Origin of the sequence: Pseudoduganella umbonata (assembly GCF_014192225.1) — a bacterium.
Lineage (GTDB): Bacteria > Pseudomonadota > Gammaproteobacteria > Burkholderiales > Burkholderiaceae_D > Rugamonas > Rugamonas umbonata.
This window is the reverse complement of sequence record NZ_JACHXS010000015.1, coordinates 41,120-56,073: the sequence shown is the minus strand read 5'-3', so window position 1 is coordinate 56,073 and position 14,954 is coordinate 41,120. Positions and strand designations below refer to the sequence as shown.

The window sequence follows — 14,954 nt, the reverse complement described above, 5'->3', positions numbered from 1 at the left end:
CGATACTCCTCAGGCGGCGGCGCGGGTGCGTTCGACGTCGCCGGCCGGGGCGGCCGCGCTGTCGGCATGCAGGTGGAAATCGAAGTCGATCGATGCGAACGGCTTTTGCAGGTCCTTCGCCGCGATGGCGGCCGGATCGTCGACGCGCACCACCGGCGGCACCAGGCCCTCGCGGCTGGCGAACGCGAAGTCGTCCCACAGGTATTCATCGCCGTCGATGTTGATCTGCGTGGTCAGCTTGCGGTGGCCGTCGGCGGACACGAAGAAGTGGATGTGCGCCGGGCGCTGTCCATGGCGTCCCAGCAGGTCCAGCAGCGTCTGCGTGCTGCCGCCCGGAGGACAGCCGTAGCCCTTCGGCATGATGGTGCGGAACTGGTAGCGCCCTTTGTCGTCCGCGACGATCGTGCGGCGCAGGTTGAACGGCGACTGCGTCTGGTCGAAGTGCGAGTAGTTGCCCAGCAAATTCGCGTGCCACACCTCCACCTGCGCGCCGGGGACCGGCCGGCCGTTCTCCCCGTACACCGTGCCCTGCATGAACAGCACTTCGGCGCGGTCGCTCTCGGTACCGTCGTCGAGCCGCGCGCTGCCCTGGCAGACCGGCGCACCGGCCACGTACAGCGGGCCTTCGATGGTGCGCGGCGTGCCGCCTTCCAGCCCGGCCTTCGCATCGGCTTCGTCGGCGCGGATGTCCATGAAGCGCTCCAGGCCCAGGCCCGGCGTCAGCAAGCCGAGTTCATTGTTCGCGCCGGCCGCGGAGAAGTATTCGAGACCTTGCCAGAATTCGTTCGGCGTGATGTCCAGGTCCTCGATCGCCTTGCACAGGTCGCCCACCAGGCGCACCACGATCTGCTGCACGCGCGGATTGGCGGGGCGGATCGCCGATTCGACGATCCAGCTGTTGACGAGTTTGTCGATGTCATTATGGGTCATGATTGTCTCCTTGTATTCCGGTCAAAAATCGTTGGTGCGGATCGAGGACGGGTGCCGGCACAGCGGCGTGACGTCGATCTTCATGTACGGGAACAGCGGCAGCGACATCAGCAGCGCGTGCAGCTCTTCGTTGCCGCCGACGTCGAAGATGCTGACGTTGGCGTACTGCCCGGCGATGCGCCACAGGTGGCGCCACTTGCCCTCTTCCTGCAGGCGCTGGGCCAGCGCCTTCTCGTCGGCCTTCAGTTGCGCGGCCTGGTCGGCCGGCATGCCCGGCGGCAGCTGGACATCCATTCGGACATGGAACAGCATGGTCTCTCTCCTTATTGATGACTTATTTGCGCGCCAGCCGGTGCAGCTTGTCGGTATCGATGGACACGCCCAGGCCCGGCCCGGCCGGCACTTCCAGCATGAAGTCGCGGTATACCAGCGGCTCGCACAGCACTTCCTCGGTCAGCAGCAAGGGGCCGAACAGTTCGGTATCCCAGGACAGGTCGGCGAACGTGGCGCACAGCTGCGCCGTGGCCGCCGTGCCGATACCGCCTTCCAGCATCGTGCCGCCATACAGCCCGATCCCGGCCTGCTGCGCCACCGCGGCGACCTGCTGGGCCGGCACCAGGCCGCCCGACTGCGCGATCTTCACGGCAAACACGTCGGCGCCTTCGATGCGGGCGATGTTCCAGGCGTCGACCGGGCCGTGCAGCGCTTCGTCGGCCATGATCGCCACGTCGAAACGGCGCGCCAGGCGGCGCATCGCTTCGCGGTTCTCGGCCCGCACCGGCTGCTCGACCAGGTCGACGCCGCCATCCTGCAGCGCGGCGATGCCGCGTACCGCCTGCAGTTCGCTCCATGCCTGGTTGACGTCGACCCGCACGCTGGCCGCGTCGCCCAGCGCGCGCTTGATGGCCAGCACGTGGGCCACGTCGTCGTTCACGCCGCGGGCGCCGATCTTCAGCTTGAAGATGCGGTGGCGGCGCAGTTCCAGCATCTTCTCGGCCTCGGCGATGTCCTTCGCGGTATCGCCGGACGCCAGCGTCCACGCCACCGGCAGCCTGTCGCGCACGCGGCCGCCCAGCAGTTCGCTGACCGGCACGCCCAGGCGGCGGCCCTGCGCATCGAGCAGCGCGGTCTCGATCGCGCACTTGGCAAAGCGGTTGCCCTGGATGGCCTTGCGCACCTTCGCCATCGCTTTCGCGACCGCGCCGGCTTCCATGCCGACCAGCAGCGGCGCGATGTGGGTGTCGATATTGGCCTTGATGCTTTCCGGGCTTTCCTCGCCGTAGGCCAGGCCGCCGATCGTGGTGCCCTCGCCCCAGCCTTCGATGCCGTCGGCGCAGCGGATGCGCACCAGTACCAGCGTCTGCGTGTTCATCGTGGCCACGGAGAGCTTGTGCGGACGGATCGTCGGCACGTCCACGAGGTAGGTTTCGATATGGGAGATCATATTCAGTCAGTATGGTTTGGAGCGGTATGGGTACAATATTCCCCGTAGAAGCGCCCGTCCAACACTGATTTGGTATGCTTTTCATACCTGGAAGGTATAGTCATGGAGCTGCGCCACTTGCGCTATTTCGTCGCCGTCGCCGACGAGAAGAATTTCACCCGGGCCGCCGAGCGGCTCAACATCGCGCAGCCGCCGCTGAGCCGGCAGATCCAGCAGCTGGAAGAGGAACTGGGCGTGGTGCTGATCGAAAAAGGCTCGCGGCCGCTGCGGCTGACCGAGGCCGGCCAGTTCTTCCACGCCCATGCCCAGGAACTGCTCGACAAGGCGCAGGACCTGAAGGCGATGACGCGCCGGGTGGGCAAGATCGAACGCAAGCTGTCGATCGGCTTCGTCGCCTCGACCCTTTACGGCCTGCTGCCGGAAATCGTGCGGCGCTTCCGCGACCGTTACCAGGCGGTGGACATCAGCTTCCACGAGCTGACCACCGTCGAGCAGCTGAAAGCGCTGAAGGATGGCACGATCGACGTCGGCTTCGGCCGGCTGAAGGGAGAGGATGCGGCGATCCGCCGCATCGTGCTGCGCGAGGAACCGCTGATCGTGGCGCTGCCCGTCGGCCACCGGCTGACGCGCGTGCCGGGAGCGCTGAAGATGTCGGAACTGATGGACGACCCGCTGATCGTCTACCCGAAAACGCCCCGGCCCAGTTTCGCCGACCAGGTGCTGGCCACGTTCCGCGAACGGATGCTGGTGCCGCGCCAGGTGATCGAAGTGCGCGAACTGCAGATCGCCATCGGCCTGGTCGGCGCCGGCCAGGGCATCGCGATCGTGCCCGACAGCCTGCAAGGCATGATCCGCACCGACGTGGTCTACAAGCCGCTCGACGACCGGCAGGCAATTTCTCCCATCATCTTCAGCGCGCGGGCGATGGACCGCTCCCAGGAGCTGGCGGACATGCTGGCGATCATCTACGAGATCTACGAGGAACGGCAGATCCCGCACGTGCGGGAAGAGCTTTAGCCAGAAATACTGCAAATCGCTTAGAATGCTTAATCGATTTGACTTATCAGGGGAAAACCATGCAGCGATATGCAGTAGGACTGATCGGATTCGGCCTGGGTGGTGCGATCTTCCATGCGCCGATGATTGCCGCCGTGCCGGGCCTGCGGCTGGCCCGCATCGCCAGCCGCAGCGCCGGCGAGGAAGCGTTGCGCCCGTATCCGGGCGTGCAGCGCGACGACACGCCGCAAGCCATGCTGGACGATCCGTCCATCGATCTCGTGGTGGTGTGCACGCCGAACGCCAGCCATTACGGCCTGGCCAAGGCGGCACTGCAGGCCGGCAAGCATGTCGTGGTGGACAAACCCTTCGTGCTGTCCTCGGCCGAGGGCGACGAACTGGCGGCCCTGGCGCGGGAGAAAGGCCTGAAACTGAGCGTCTACCAGAACCGCCGCTGGGACGGCGACTTCCTGACGCTGCGCAGCGCGGTGGCATCCGGTGAACTGGGCGCCATCCACACGTACCGCGCCCATTTCGACCGCTATGCGCCGCAGGTGAAGGTGCGCTGGAAGGAACAGGCGCAGCCCGGTGCGGGCGTGCTGTGGGATCTCGGTTCCCACCTGATCGACCAGGCGCTGCAGCTGTTCGGCACGCCCCGTGCGGTCACGGCGCACCTGTCGCTGCAGCGCGACGGCGCGCAAGTCGAGGACGCGTTCGAGCTGGTGCTGGACCATGGCGCCACGAAGTCGATCCTGCACGCGGGAGCGCTGGTGCGCGCACCCGGCCCGCGCTACCAGGTGCACGGCACACTGGGCAGCTTCGTAAAATCCGGCATCGATCCGCAGGAAGACGCGCTGAAGGCGGGCGTGCGGCCCGGCGACGCCGGCTGGGGCCACGACGCGCCCGCCGCCTACGCCATCATCACGCTGGCGGACGGATCGCACCGCGCTGTCGAAACCGTCCCCGGCGCCTACGAATCGTTCTACCAGGGCGTCCATCGGGCGATCGCGGAAGACGGGCCCGTTGCCGTGCCCGCCCGGGAGGCGGTGGACGTGGTCCGGGTGATCGAACTGGCCCTGCGCAGCCACCACGAACGCCGCACCGTCGATTTCGCCTGAGGAGAACCCCATGCAGGAAGACTACGCCAGCCTGTTGCAGGCACTCGCGCTGGAAGAACAGCAATTGCAGTTCGCCGCATTCTCGAACAACGACGCACTGAAGCTGGGCCTGGCCCTCGTCGAGCGCGCCCGGGCACTGGGCAAGGCCGTCACGGTCGACATCACGCGCAACGGGCACCAGCTGTTCCAGCACGCCATGGACGGCACCTCGCCGGACAATGCCGACTGGATCCGCCGCAAGAACAACGTGGTGCAGCGCTACGGCCGCAGCTCGTGGCACGTGGGCTCGCGCTACCGCAGCCAGGGCAAGACCTTCGAGGCCGACAGCAACGCCGCCGCCGCCGATTTTGCCGCCCATGGCGGCGCCTTCCCGCTGATCCTGCGCGGCACCGGCATCGTCGGCACGATCACGGTCTCCGGCCTGCCGCAGAAGGAAGACCACGACCTGGTGACCGCGGTACTGCGCGAATACCTGGCTGCGCCGGCATGAGCGGGGAAGGCGCGCTGCCCCAGCCGAAGCGGCTGGACGCGATCTGCGACTACCTGGGCCAGCACTACCGCATCGGCATCGAGGACATCTGCCGGCTGTTCGGCGTGACGCGCGATACCGCCCGCCGCGACGTGGTGCGGCTCGATGCGGACGGCCGCGTGCTGCGCGTGCGCGGCGGCGCCGTGCTGCCGCCGCAGGGCCGGCAGGTGCGCCAATATGCCGAACGCGCCGGCGCATCCGCGGCGAAGCAGACGATCGGCGCCGCCGCCGCGGCGCTGCTCCGGGACGGCGACCGGGTGCTGTTCGATACCTCCACCACCGTACTGGAGGTGGCCCGTGCGCTGACCGCGTCGCCGCTGCACGCGGTCACCAATTCGATCGACATCGCCGAAGTGCTGGGCGGGCGCGACGGCGTCGAGCTGCACCTGACGGGCGGGCGCTTCAATCCCTGGCAGCGCAGCCTGGAAGGGGCGCAGGCGCGGCTGGGCCTCGATCAGTTCCGGTTCGACAAGCTGATCCTCGGCGCCTGCGCCATCGACCCGCAGGGCCTGACCTGCCCGTCGGACGACGAAGCGTCTTTGAAGCAGGCGATGCTGCGCCAGGCCAGCCAGGTGATCGTGGTGGCGGATGCCGCCAAGTTCGGCAAGGGCTTCCTGCACCGCCTGTGCGCGTTCGAGGCGATCGACGTGCTGGTCACGGACCGGGCGCTGCCCGCCGTGCTGATGGAGACGCTCGACGGGCTGGATGTCGAGGTCGTGGTGGCTGGCGGGACGCTGTAGCGCAGCGCATGCCTAGTTCGCGGGTCTATTTTCAGCATGAATATTCGACATTTCCGCATTCATGCGGCAAATGATCTACAGTCTTGTCACGCATTCCACCCAGGAGACAATGTGAACAAGACCGACCTGAACCCGGGCTACCTGTCCGGCTTCGGCAACGAATTCGCCACCGAAGCATTGCCCGGCGCCCTGCCCGCCCACCGGAACTCGCCGCAGCGGGCGCCCTACGGCCTGTACGCCGAGCAGCTGTCCGGCACGGCCTTTACAGCGCCCCGCGCGCACAACCGGCGCAGCTGGCTGTACCGCATCCGCCCCGGCGCGATGCACCAGCCGTTCACGCGGCTGGACAACGGCCGCATCGTCAGCGCATTCGCCACGCTGGAGGCGCCGCCGAACCAGCTGCGCTGGGACCCGCTGCCGATGCCGGACACCCCTACCGACTTCATCGACGGCTGGGTCACGATGGCCGGCAATGCGGGCGTGGCCATCCACCTGTACGCCGCGAACCAGCCGATGGAAGGGCGCTACTTCTACGACGCGGACGGCGAGCTGCTGATCGTGCCGCAACAGGGCCGGCTGCACATCGCCACCGAACTGGGCATCGTCGACGTGGAACCGCAGGAGATCGCCGTGATCCCGCGCGGCGTGCGCTTCCAGGTGACGCTGCCGGACGGCGAGGCGCGCGGCTACATCTGCGAGAACTTCGGCGCCCTGCTGCAACTGCCCGACCTGGGCGTGATCGGCTCCAACGGCCTGGCCAACCCGCGCGACTTCCTGACGCCGCAGGCGGCCTTCGAAGACCGCGAAGGCGACTTCGAACTGGTGGCCAAGTTCGCCGGCAACCTGTGGCGCGCAGCGATCGGCCATTCGCCGCTCGACGTGGTCGCGTGGCACGGCAACTACGCGCCCTGCAAGTACGACCTGCGCCACTTCAATGCGATCGGCTCGATCAGCTACGACCATCCCGATCCGTCGATCTTCCTGGTGCTGCAGGCGCCGAGCGACACGCCGGGCGTGGACACGCTGGACTTCGTGATCTTCCCGCCGCGCTGGCTGGCCGCGGAGGACACGTTCCGTCCGCCCTGGTTCCACCGCAACGTGGCCAGCGAGTTCATGGGCCTCATCGCTGGCCAGTACGACGCCAAGTCGGAGGGCTTCCGCCCCGGTGGCGCGAGCCTGCATAACTGCATGAGCGGCCATGGCCCGGATGCGCCCACCTTCGAGAAGGCCAGCGTGGCCGACACGACCCGGCCGCACAAGGTCGACGCCACGATGGCCTTCATGTTCGAGACGCGCGACGTGATCCGCCCCACCGCCGCCGCCCTCGCCTCGCCCCAACTGCAGCCGGACTACTACCAGTGCTGGCAAGGTTTCAACAAGCATTTCAAGGATCCACGCGCATGACCTACCAACTCAACGAAACCCATGACGCAGCGCTGTCCAGCTGGGTCAAGTCGGCCAACGAAGCGGGTTCGGACTTCCCGATCCAGAACCTGCCGTTCGCCGTGTTCCGCCGTGCCGGCAGCAGCGAAGCGTTCCGCGGCGGCGTCGCCATCGGCGACCAGATCGTCGACCTGGCCGCGCTGGGCGATGCGCTGGCCGGCGCGGATCCAGCCGCCCGCGAGGCCGCGGCGCTGGGCTCCCGCGACAGCCTGAACGCACTGATGGCCGCAGGCCCGCAGGCCTGGTCGGCCTTGCGTCTTTCCCTGTCGAGGCTCCTGCGCAGCGATGCGCCGGCACGCCCCGACTTGATGGTGGCGCAGGCCGATGCCGAGTTCACCGTGCCGGCCAGCATCGGCGACTACACGGACTTTTATACGTCGATCCACCACGCCACGGCGGTCGGCAAGCTGTTCCGGCCCGACAATCCCCTGCTGCCCAACTACAAATGGGTGCCGATCGGCTACCACGGCCGCTCGTCCACGATCGGCGTGTCCGGACAGGCGTTCCACCGTCCGCGCGGCCAGACCTGCGGCGCCACCGAGACCGAACCCGTGTTCGGCCCCGCGAAACGCATGGATTTCGAACTGGAAGTGGGCATCTTCGTCGGCGGCGGCAATGCCGCGGGCGAACCGATCGCCGTCGGTGACGCGGAGGCGCACGTCTTCGGCCTGTGCCTGCTGAACGACTGGTCGGCGCGCGACCTGCAGGCGTGGGAATACCAGCCGCTGGGCCCGTTCCTGTCGAAGAACTTCGCCACCACGATCTCGCCCTGGATCGTGACGACCGAGGCCCTTGCGCCATACAGGACGGCCTGGCAGCGCGACGCCGCCGATCCGCAGCCGCTGCCTTACCTGGACTATCCGGCACTGCGCGGCAGCGGCGCCTTCGACATCGAACTGGAAGTGCTGCTGCAAACGGAGACCATGCGCCGCGAAGGCCAGGCGCCGGCTTCCCTGGCGACCTCGAACTTCCGGCACTCCTACTGGACCGTGGCCCAACTGGTGGCCCACCATACTGTCACCGGCTGCGCGCTGCGCCCCGGCGACCTGCTGGGATCGGGCACCCAGTCCGGCCCGGAAGCGGCGGAAGCCGGCTCGCTGCTGGAACTGAGCGCGGGCGGCAAGCAGCCGCTGTCGCTGCCGAACGGCGAGCAGCGCGTATTCCTCGAAGATGGCGACCGTGTCGTGCTGCGTGGCCGCGCCGCGCGTCCGGGCCTGCCCCGCATCGGCTTCGGCGAAGCGTCCGGCACGCTGCTGGCTGCCCGCTGACCCCATGGCGCGGACCGCAGTCCGCGCGCCATCTCCTCCTCTGGCACTACACTTGCATAGGCTGCTCCCATGCAAGTGGGCGCCACAAGTGGGAGCCACGACTGTGGCTCCCCAGCCAGGCTGGTTTGGTCCGTCCTGGTACAGGTGTTACATTATGGAACAGCAATTCCAGTACGAGAGCCCGTCACGGGCCAATGAGGAGACATGGGATGTTGCATCGAGACACGATGGGGGTGCCGCCAACGGAACGATTGACGGCGGCTGAGGGACCCGACACGCAGATGGTCATCGAGACATCGCGCCAGCGTTCCGCCGGGTACGGCTTGTGCCCGGGCGTGCGGCCGGATTTCGCGCCGCTGGCGCGCAGCGACATGTCGCTGCTGCTGGAGCAGAACACGCTGCTCCATGCGCACGCCGTGCCGGCCATGGAAACGCTGTACCAGCAGATCATCAATACCCACAACATGGTGCTGCTGACCGATGCGCAGGGCATCATCCTGCATTCGCTGGGCGACGCCGATTTCATCGAGAAAGCCAACCGCGTGGCGCTGGCGCCGGGGGTCGGCTGGTCGGAAGACCGCATGGGAACGAACGCCATCGGCACCGCCATCGCGGAAAAAGCGCCGTCGCTGGTGCACGCCGACCAGCACTATCTCGCCGCCAACCATTTCCTCACCTGCTCCGCCGCCCCCATTACCGACCATCAGGGCAAGGTGATCGGCGTGCTCGATGTCAGCGGCGACCGGCGCAGCTATCACCAGCACACGATGGCGCTGGTGCGGATGTCCGCGCTGATGATCGAGAACCAGGTATTCGCGGCGACCTTCGAACACGCCATCGTGCTGCGCTTCCATGCGCGCCCTGAATTCATCGGCACACTGATGGAAGGCATTGCCGCATTCAGTCCCGGCGGACGCTTCCTGGCCGCCAACCGGAATGGCCTGTTCCAGCTCGGCCTGCCCTGCCAGGCGTTGCAGATGCACACCTTCCATTCGCTGTTCGGCCTGCCCGTCTCCGCCCTGTTCGACCATTACCGCACGGCGGCGCCCGGCCTGCTCGACATGTGCCTGCACAACGGCGTGCGGGTGCGGGGCCGCGCCGAGCTCCGGCTCGGCAGCGGCATGCATGCGCTCACCGATCCCGACGAGGCCGCGGCGCCATCTCCTTCCGCCACCGCACAGGCCGGGGCGGCGGCCAGGCCGCGCCGCCTCTCGGGCCTGCGCTACCTGAACACCGGCGACCCGCAACTCGAGAAGGTCATCGACAAGGTCAACCGGGTGCTGGGCCGCGACATTCCCATCCTGATCATGGGCGAGACCGGCACCGGCAAGGAACTGCTCGCCCAGGCCATCCACAACGATTCGCCGCGCGCGGCGGGCCCGTTCGTGGCGGTGAACTGCGCATCGATCCCGGAAAGCCTGATCGAATCGGAACTGTTCGGCTACGAGGAAGGCGCCTTTACCGGCGCCCGCAAGAAAGGCGCCGCGGGCAAGATCCTGCAGGCGAACGGCGGCACGCTGTTCCTCGACGAGATCGGCGACATGCCGGTGAGCCTGCAGGCCCACCTGCTGCGCGTGCTGCAGGAACGCATGGTGACGCCGCTCGGCAGCGGCAAGTCGATCCCGGTCAACGTGGAGCTGATCTGCGCCACCAACCACAACCTGCGCGAGCGTATCGCCAAGGGGCTGTTCCGCGAGGATCTGTATTACCGGCTCAATGGCCTGGTCGTCAAGCTGCCACCGCTGCGCGAGCGCACCGACCTGGAAACCGTGGCCAGCAAGATCCTGTCGACCGAATCGGACGGCGGACCGTACCTCCTCTCGGACGAAGTGCTGCGCCTGTTCCGGCGCCACAAGTGGCCGGGCAACTTCCGCCAGCTCACCAACCTGCTGCGCACCGCCGTCATCATGGCTGGCGACGAGCACGAGATCGGCCTGGACCACATGCCCGACGATTTCCTCGACGACATCGACGCGATGGCCGGGCCGCCCACCAGCGCACAGACGTTCGTGGCCGGCAGCGCCAGGCTCGAAGACATGGAGCTGAGCGCGATCATGCAATCGCTGGAAGCCAACGACGGCAACGTGTCGGCCACCGCGCGCGCGCTCGGCGTGTCGCGCAACACCATCTACCGCAAGCTGCCGCACCTGAAATAGCGCCACCGGGCACATCACGTGCGCAGCGCCGGGAAACCGTGCGAACGCCACACGTGCCCCCCTTTGTTGATGGTCAGCAGGTCCACGCCCGGCAGGCGCGTCGCCAGCGCGTGCGCGGAGTGCGCGCCCATGACCATGAAGGCGGTTGACAGGCCATCCGCTTCCAGCGCGGTGGGTGCCAGCACGGTGACGCTCGCCAGTTCCGGTGGCGACAGGCCGGTCGCCGGATCGATGATGTGGTGGTGGCGAAAGTCCGCCGTGAATGCCGAGCCATAGTCGCCGGACGTCGCCACGCAGCGCCCGTCCGCCGCGAACGCCGCCGCCAGGCCGCCATCCGCCCGAGGATCGAGCACGCCGAGTGTCCACTGCCGCCCGCCCGCGTCGCCCATCGGGGCGAACTCGCCGGTATCCAGCAGCGCATCGCGAATGCCATGGCGGCGCACCGCCCGCAGTGCCAGGTCGGCGGCGTAGCCCTGCGCCATGCCGTTGAGCGTGACCCGCATGCCCGGCCGGCGCAGCGTGACGCGTTCGCGGCTGGCTTCGACATCGCGCCATCCTGCGAGGGCGCGGGCACGCTCCCGCTCCGCGAGCGTCGGCACGCCGCCGCGGTTCGCGGCCTCGCGCCCTGCCTGCCACAGCGGCTGCACGGTGATGTCGAACGCGCCATGCGACAGCTGCGACAGCGCACGCGCATGCTGCAGCACTTCCAGCAGGCGCGGATCCGGACTGCGCAGCACGCCATCGCGGTTGAGGCGGAACACTTCGCTGCGCGGATCGTGGATGCTCATCAGGTGGTGCACCCGGGCGACCACTGCCAGCGCGTCGCCGATCGCCAGCCGGGCGGTGTCCGCATCGTCGTGCCGCACGACGACGGAGATCGTGGTGCCGAAGGCCAGCGCCGCGCCGCCATGGAGCCGGCCGCCCGCGGCGGACGTGCCGCGCAGCCCGGCCAGCGAGCCAAGTCCCAGTGCCCCTGCCGCTATCAATGTACGTCGCTGCATCGTCGATCCCGCGTGGTGGTGGAGGTTCATGTGCGCGGCACCGGTTCGATCCGGATCGTGCGCGCGCCCCTGCGTGCGAGGATGCGCGGCGCGCACAGCGTATCGCTCTCGTGGATCGCCACGCAGTCCAGGCACTGGAAGCATTCGTCGTACGCCACCTTCCCCGACGGCAGGATGGCGCCGTAGCCGCAGCGGTGGCGGCAGGTCTGGCATGGCGTGCCGCATTCGGCGCGGCGCGCGATCCAGTCGCGCCGGCGCACCCGGCCCAGCAGGGCCAGCGCAGCGCCGAACGGGCACAGGTAGCGGCAAAAGAACTTGTAGGCAACCATGCCCAGCACCAGCAGGCCAGCGGCCCAGGCGACGTAGGGCCAGCTGCGCACGAAGGCGAGCGTGATGGCCGTCTTGAACGGTTCGACTTCGACCAGGCGGCCGGCCAGCGCGGGGGACAGCAACGCCGCACCCGCGATCCCAGCCAGGATGACGTACTTGACGCGCCGCAGCCGGAGGTCTGCGCGGTGCTTCAAGCGCAGTTGCGGCAGGCGCAGTGCCTTGCCGAGCTGCCCGGCCAGGTCCTGCATCGCGCCGAACGGGCACAGCCAGCCGCAGAACGTGCCCCGTCCCCACAGCGGCAGCGAAAACAGCACGAAACCCCATAGTGCCAGCGACATCGGATCGAACAGCAGGAAGCCCAGCCCCCTGCCCTCGCGCAGCGCTTGCAGCACGCCGGTGACGTTGACGATCGACAGCTGCGCCTGCGCGTGGTAGCCGATGAAGCCGATGGTAAACAGCAGCCAGCCGCGCCGCACCCATGCGAGGCGCCGCGCGTTGCGCGCAAGGCGTTCCGGCACGGCCAGCGCAATGGACAGCACGGTCAGCGCGACGGCCAGCACGAGCAGGTCGGGCATGCGGCTGCGCCAGCTGGCCTGCCAGGCTGCCGCCGCCGGCGGCGGCCTGCGGTACAGCGTTGCCGGCAGCACGTACCGCGCCGGCACGTCCCGCGTGATCCGTTCCGGATAGACGATGCCCTTGCTGCGCGTGACCGGCAGCGTGAAGTCGAGCGGCAGCGCCGGATCCAGCCCGGCCTGCGCGATGACCCGCAGCGCAATGATCTCCGTGGCCGGCAAGGCGCCGTGCACGGCCCGGCTCAGGCCCAGTTCCAGGTCGAGGTCGCGCATCTCCAGGGGCAACCCATCCTGGCGCAACGCGATGCGCCGCGGCACGCTGCCGCGCACGAAGTCGTCCGCCAGGATACCGTGCCGGCCCGCGCTCATCACCAGCAGCGCGTGGTCGCCCTCGTCCAGCCGCGCCGCCAGGCGGGTCCAGCTGCGTTCGTCCAGCAGGTTGCGGCCGATGGCCGGCACCGATCCCCACGCCAGGTACAGGTCGATGAAGGGCTCGTCCGGCCGCGCCAGCGAATCCCGATCGAGCCCGGCCCCCGCGCTGCCGGCGAACAGCCGTTCGACCTCGCGATTCGCCACGCGCACGTGCTGCACGAATCCGCCATCGAACAGCGCGCGCAGCGTCATCGGCGCGAACACCTGGTCGCGGATGCGCGCGATGCGTGCCGGGTCGCGGCCCTGCGCAAAACCCAGCTTCGCGCGCGCCACCTTCAGCGCCGCCGACAGGACGCTCTGGTTGACGATGCGCACCGACGCCGTGGCCTTCGACACGCCGTCCAGCCGCACCCGGCCCGCGCCCTCGGGCCCGCCCACGTCGATCTGCTGGCCCAGCGCCGCGCCGCGGTACTGGCGCACGAAGGCATGCAGCGGCTCTTCGCCCAGCCCGTCCAGGAATACCGGTTCGTGCTGCGACAGCACTGCCACGTCGAGGAAGTGCCCCGCCGGATCGATCGCCACCAGCAGGTTCGGCGGCACGCCGGTGAAACCGGGCACCGGCGCCAGGTCGGCCGACTCGAAGACATAGCCGGCCAGCTCCGTCGCCGTGCCGTTCCGCCTGAACAGCGGCCAGGCCGGCAGGTCCGCGTCCCTGTCGCCGACCATCAGCGGCGCCGGGAAGCGGCGCACCAGCTCCCGCTTCGTCAGCACGCCGGCCGTGGCCGCGCTGGCGGCCGCCGCCAGCAGAATCAGCAGTATCAGCTGCATCTGCAGCAGCGGGACAACCTTCGGCGCGCGCATGGCGGGCTCAGAAGAAGATGATGCCGCCGAGCGAAACCCCGTTCATTGTGCCCTCGGCGCCGGCGAAGGCTTCGGAGCGCGTCTGCCCGGCCTCGGCGACCAGCGTGATCGCGCTGTTCAGGGCATAGTAGGCGCCCAGTGTCGCGTTCGAGTTCGACTTCAGGCCGGCGGTGCCTGGCGCGGCGTCGCTGTTGCGGCTGCGGCCGTAGGCGACGCCGAGCTTGAGCGCATCGGTGACCTTGTACGTGGCCTGGACCAGGTAATGCGTGGTGCGCACGTCGCCCTGGTCGGCATCGGACAGGATGCCCAGCGCGGTGCCGCGCTGCACGTTGACGAGGAAGCCGGCCGGCCCGGCTTGCAGCGACGCGCCGGCCTCGATGCCGCGCATCGACAGGTCGGGCATGCCGGGCGTCTCCGCCTCGAAGCGCTGGCCCTTCACACCGAGCCATCCCTTGAAGCCGCCTTGCGCCACGCGCAACCGTGCCTGCAACTGGGGCGTCGAGCCCGACGAGTACGCGGCGCCGGCCACCACCGGCGTGTCGGCGACCGGGCTCATGACGGCGACGTCGGCGCCGACGCCGCTGGCGAGGTCAGGGCTGCTGTAGGCGATCTGGCCATACGTGCCGAGATAGGCGTAGCCGGCGCCGATGTGGCCGAGCGTGACGCGGCCGCGCTGCGTTGCCTGCACCGGCGCGCCGGCGCCCACCAGGGTCATGTCGCCCAGGATCGCGTTGCTGCCGAAGATGCCGTAGTCGCGCCCCAGCTTGAAAGTGCCCAGGCCGGCGCGGCCGAACGTAAAGTAGGCCTGGCGCACGTCCACCGTGCTGTTCTGCGAGATCGCACTGTCGGTGGCGGTGGCCGCGTAGATGCCGACCAGGGCCTTGACGTCGTAGCCGCCCTGCGTCGACGTGGCCGACGCCGTCAGCGCATTGGGCAGCAGGCCGTTGCCGATCGTGGTGCGCCGCTCCTTGCCGCCGCAGCCAAGCGCGGCGCCGCCGAGCGCCAGCCCGCCGGGTTGCTCGCCGCCGCAGTCGACCACGGTGGCGTAGGCATTGACGATGCCGCCGACCGCGACGTTCCAGTCGCCCGCCTTGATGTCGACCGCCAGCGCCGGCGGGATGCAGGCTGCCGACAGGGCCAGGACGCAAATGGTTTTCATGGAGTCTCCTTGCATTGTTCTTGTGTGGTTGGTTG

General features: G+C 68.7%; 13 protein-coding genes. 7 read left to right on the top strand and 6 right to left on the bottom strand.

The features are described 5' to 3' along the window. Positions 1 to 9 precede the first annotated feature (9 nt). The 3 genes from catA to FHS02_RS28715 are packed head-to-tail and all read right to left on the bottom strand — an operon-like array spanning position 10 to position 2,374. Positions 10 to 930: a catechol 1,2-dioxygenase gene (catA, locus tag FHS02_RS28725; protein ID WP_137312098.1), complete on the bottom strand. Its 921-nt coding sequence runs from the start codon at positions 928 to 930 to the stop codon at positions 10 to 12. Positions 931 to 951: 21 nt separating this feature from the next. Beyond that, the gene (gene catC / locus FHS02_RS28720) at positions 952 to 1,242 is read right to left on the bottom strand and encodes a muconolactone Delta-isomerase (RefSeq protein WP_137312097.1); all 291 of its coding nucleotides are present in this window, start codon (positions 1,240 to 1,242) and stop codon (positions 952 to 954) included. A 22-nt stretch (positions 1,243 to 1,264) separates the two neighbouring features. Continuing rightward, the gene (locus FHS02_RS28715) at positions 1,265 to 2,374 is read right to left on the bottom strand and encodes a muconate/chloromuconate family cycloisomerase (RefSeq protein ID WP_137312096.1); all 1,110 of its coding nucleotides are present in this window, start codon (positions 2,372 to 2,374) and stop codon (positions 1,265 to 1,267) included. Between the two features lie 102 nt (positions 2,375 to 2,476). On the opposite strand from FHS02_RS28715, the gene FHS02_RS28710 reads away from it, so the two are divergent. The 7 genes from FHS02_RS28710 to FHS02_RS28680 all read left to right on the top strand — a co-directional run bounded on the left by FHS02_RS28710 (position 2,477) and on the right by FHS02_RS28680 (position 10,624). After that, positions 2,477 to 3,391, top strand: a complete 915-nt coding sequence (locus FHS02_RS28710; protein WP_183444271.1) for a LysR family transcriptional regulator — start codon at positions 2,477 to 2,479, stop codon at positions 3,389 to 3,391. Between the two features lie 59 nt (positions 3,392 to 3,450). Then, positions 3,451 to 4,488, top strand: coding sequence for an oxidoreductase (locus FHS02_RS28705; RefSeq protein ID WP_137312094.1), 1,038 nt, complete (start codon positions 3,451 to 3,453; stop codon positions 4,486 to 4,488). Between the two features lie 10 nt (positions 4,489 to 4,498). After that, the gene (locus FHS02_RS28700) at positions 4,499 to 4,978 is read left to right on the top strand and encodes a heme-degrading domain-containing protein (protein ID WP_137312093.1); all 480 of its coding nucleotides are present in this window, start codon (positions 4,499 to 4,501) and stop codon (positions 4,976 to 4,978) included. Then, the gene (locus FHS02_RS28695; protein WP_137312092.1) at positions 4,975 to 5,757 is read left to right on the top strand and encodes a DeoR/GlpR family DNA-binding transcription regulator; all 783 of its coding nucleotides are present in this window, start codon (positions 4,975 to 4,977) and stop codon (positions 5,755 to 5,757) included. The genes FHS02_RS28700 and FHS02_RS28695 overlap by 4 nt, the downstream gene beginning before the upstream one ends. A gap of 111 nt (positions 5,758 to 5,868) precedes the next feature. After that, entirely contained in the window at positions 5,869 to 7,161 is a 1,293-nt protein-coding gene (gene hmgA / locus FHS02_RS28690) for a homogentisate 1,2-dioxygenase (protein WP_229422460.1), read from the top strand. Next, the gene (gene fahA / locus FHS02_RS28685; RefSeq protein WP_137312090.1) at positions 7,158 to 8,468 is read left to right on the top strand and encodes a fumarylacetoacetase; all 1,311 of its coding nucleotides are present in this window, start codon (positions 7,158 to 7,160) and stop codon (positions 8,466 to 8,468) included. The genes hmgA and fahA overlap by 4 nt, the downstream gene beginning before the upstream one ends. Positions 8,469 to 8,695: 227 nt before the next feature. Then, a complete protein-coding gene (locus FHS02_RS28680) occupies positions 8,696 to 10,624 on the top strand; it encodes a sigma-54-dependent Fis family transcriptional regulator (RefSeq protein ID WP_443094135.1) in 1,929 nt (642 codons plus the stop codon). Between the two features lie 14 nt (positions 10,625 to 10,638). Here FHS02_RS28680 and FHS02_RS28675 read toward each other — a convergent pair whose 3' ends face one another. The 3 genes from FHS02_RS28675 to FHS02_RS28665 are packed head-to-tail and all read right to left on the bottom strand — an operon-like array spanning position 10,639 to position 14,919. Then, complete coding sequence (locus FHS02_RS28675) at positions 10,639 to 11,625, bottom strand: FAD:protein FMN transferase (RefSeq protein WP_137312089.1); 987 nt, start codon at positions 11,623 to 11,625, stop codon at positions 10,639 to 10,641. Positions 11,626 to 11,651: 26 nt separating this feature from the next. Then, positions 11,652 to 13,760 carry a 4Fe-4S binding protein gene (locus tag FHS02_RS28670; protein WP_229422459.1) on the bottom strand — a complete coding sequence of 703 codons (2,109 nt, stop codon included), beginning with the start codon at positions 13,758 to 13,760 and terminating at the stop codon, positions 11,652 to 11,654. 7 nt (positions 13,761 to 13,767) lie between these two features. Further along, a complete protein-coding gene (locus FHS02_RS28665; RefSeq protein ID WP_137312088.1) occupies positions 13,768 to 14,919 on the bottom strand; it encodes a porin in 1,152 nt (383 codons plus the stop codon). Positions 14,920 to 14,954: the final 35 nt, after the last annotated feature.

Coding starts and splice junctions, on each gene's coding strand:
- catA (WP_137312098.1), bottom strand. CDS start 930: ATGACCCATAATGACATCGACAAACTCGTCAACAGCTGGATCGTCGAA.
- catC (WP_137312097.1), bottom strand. CDS start 1,242: ATGCTGTTCCATGTCCGAATGGATGTCCAGCTGCCGCCGGGCATGCCG.
- FHS02_RS28715 (WP_137312096.1), bottom strand. CDS start 2,374: ATGATCTCCCATATCGAAACCTACCTCGTGGACGTGCCGACGATCCGT.
- FHS02_RS28710 (WP_183444271.1), top strand. CDS start 2,477: ATGGAGCTGCGCCACTTGCGCTATTTCGTCGCCGTCGCCGACGAGAAG.
- FHS02_RS28705 (WP_137312094.1), top strand. CDS start 3,451: ATGCAGCGATATGCAGTAGGACTGATCGGATTCGGCCTGGGTGGTGCG.
- FHS02_RS28700 (WP_137312093.1), top strand. CDS start 4,499: ATGCAGGAAGACTACGCCAGCCTGTTGCAGGCACTCGCGCTGGAAGAA.
- FHS02_RS28695 (WP_137312092.1), top strand. CDS start 4,975: ATGAGCGGGGAAGGCGCGCTGCCCCAGCCGAAGCGGCTGGACGCGATC.
- fahA (WP_137312090.1), top strand. CDS start 7,158: ATGACCTACCAACTCAACGAAACCCATGACGCAGCGCTGTCCAGCTGG.
- FHS02_RS28680 (WP_443094135.1), top strand. CDS start 8,696: ATGGGGGTGCCGCCAACGGAACGATTGACGGCGGCTGAGGGACCCGAC.
- FHS02_RS28675 (WP_137312089.1), bottom strand. CDS start 11,625: ATGCAGCGACGTACATTGATAGCGGCAGGGGCACTGGGACTTGGCTCG.
- FHS02_RS28670 (WP_229422459.1), bottom strand. CDS start 13,760: ATGCGCGCGCCGAAGGTTGTCCCGCTGCTGCAGATGCAGCTGATACTG.
- FHS02_RS28665 (WP_137312088.1), bottom strand. CDS start 14,919: ATGAAAACCATTTGCGTCCTGGCCCTGTCGGCAGCCTGCATCCCGCCG.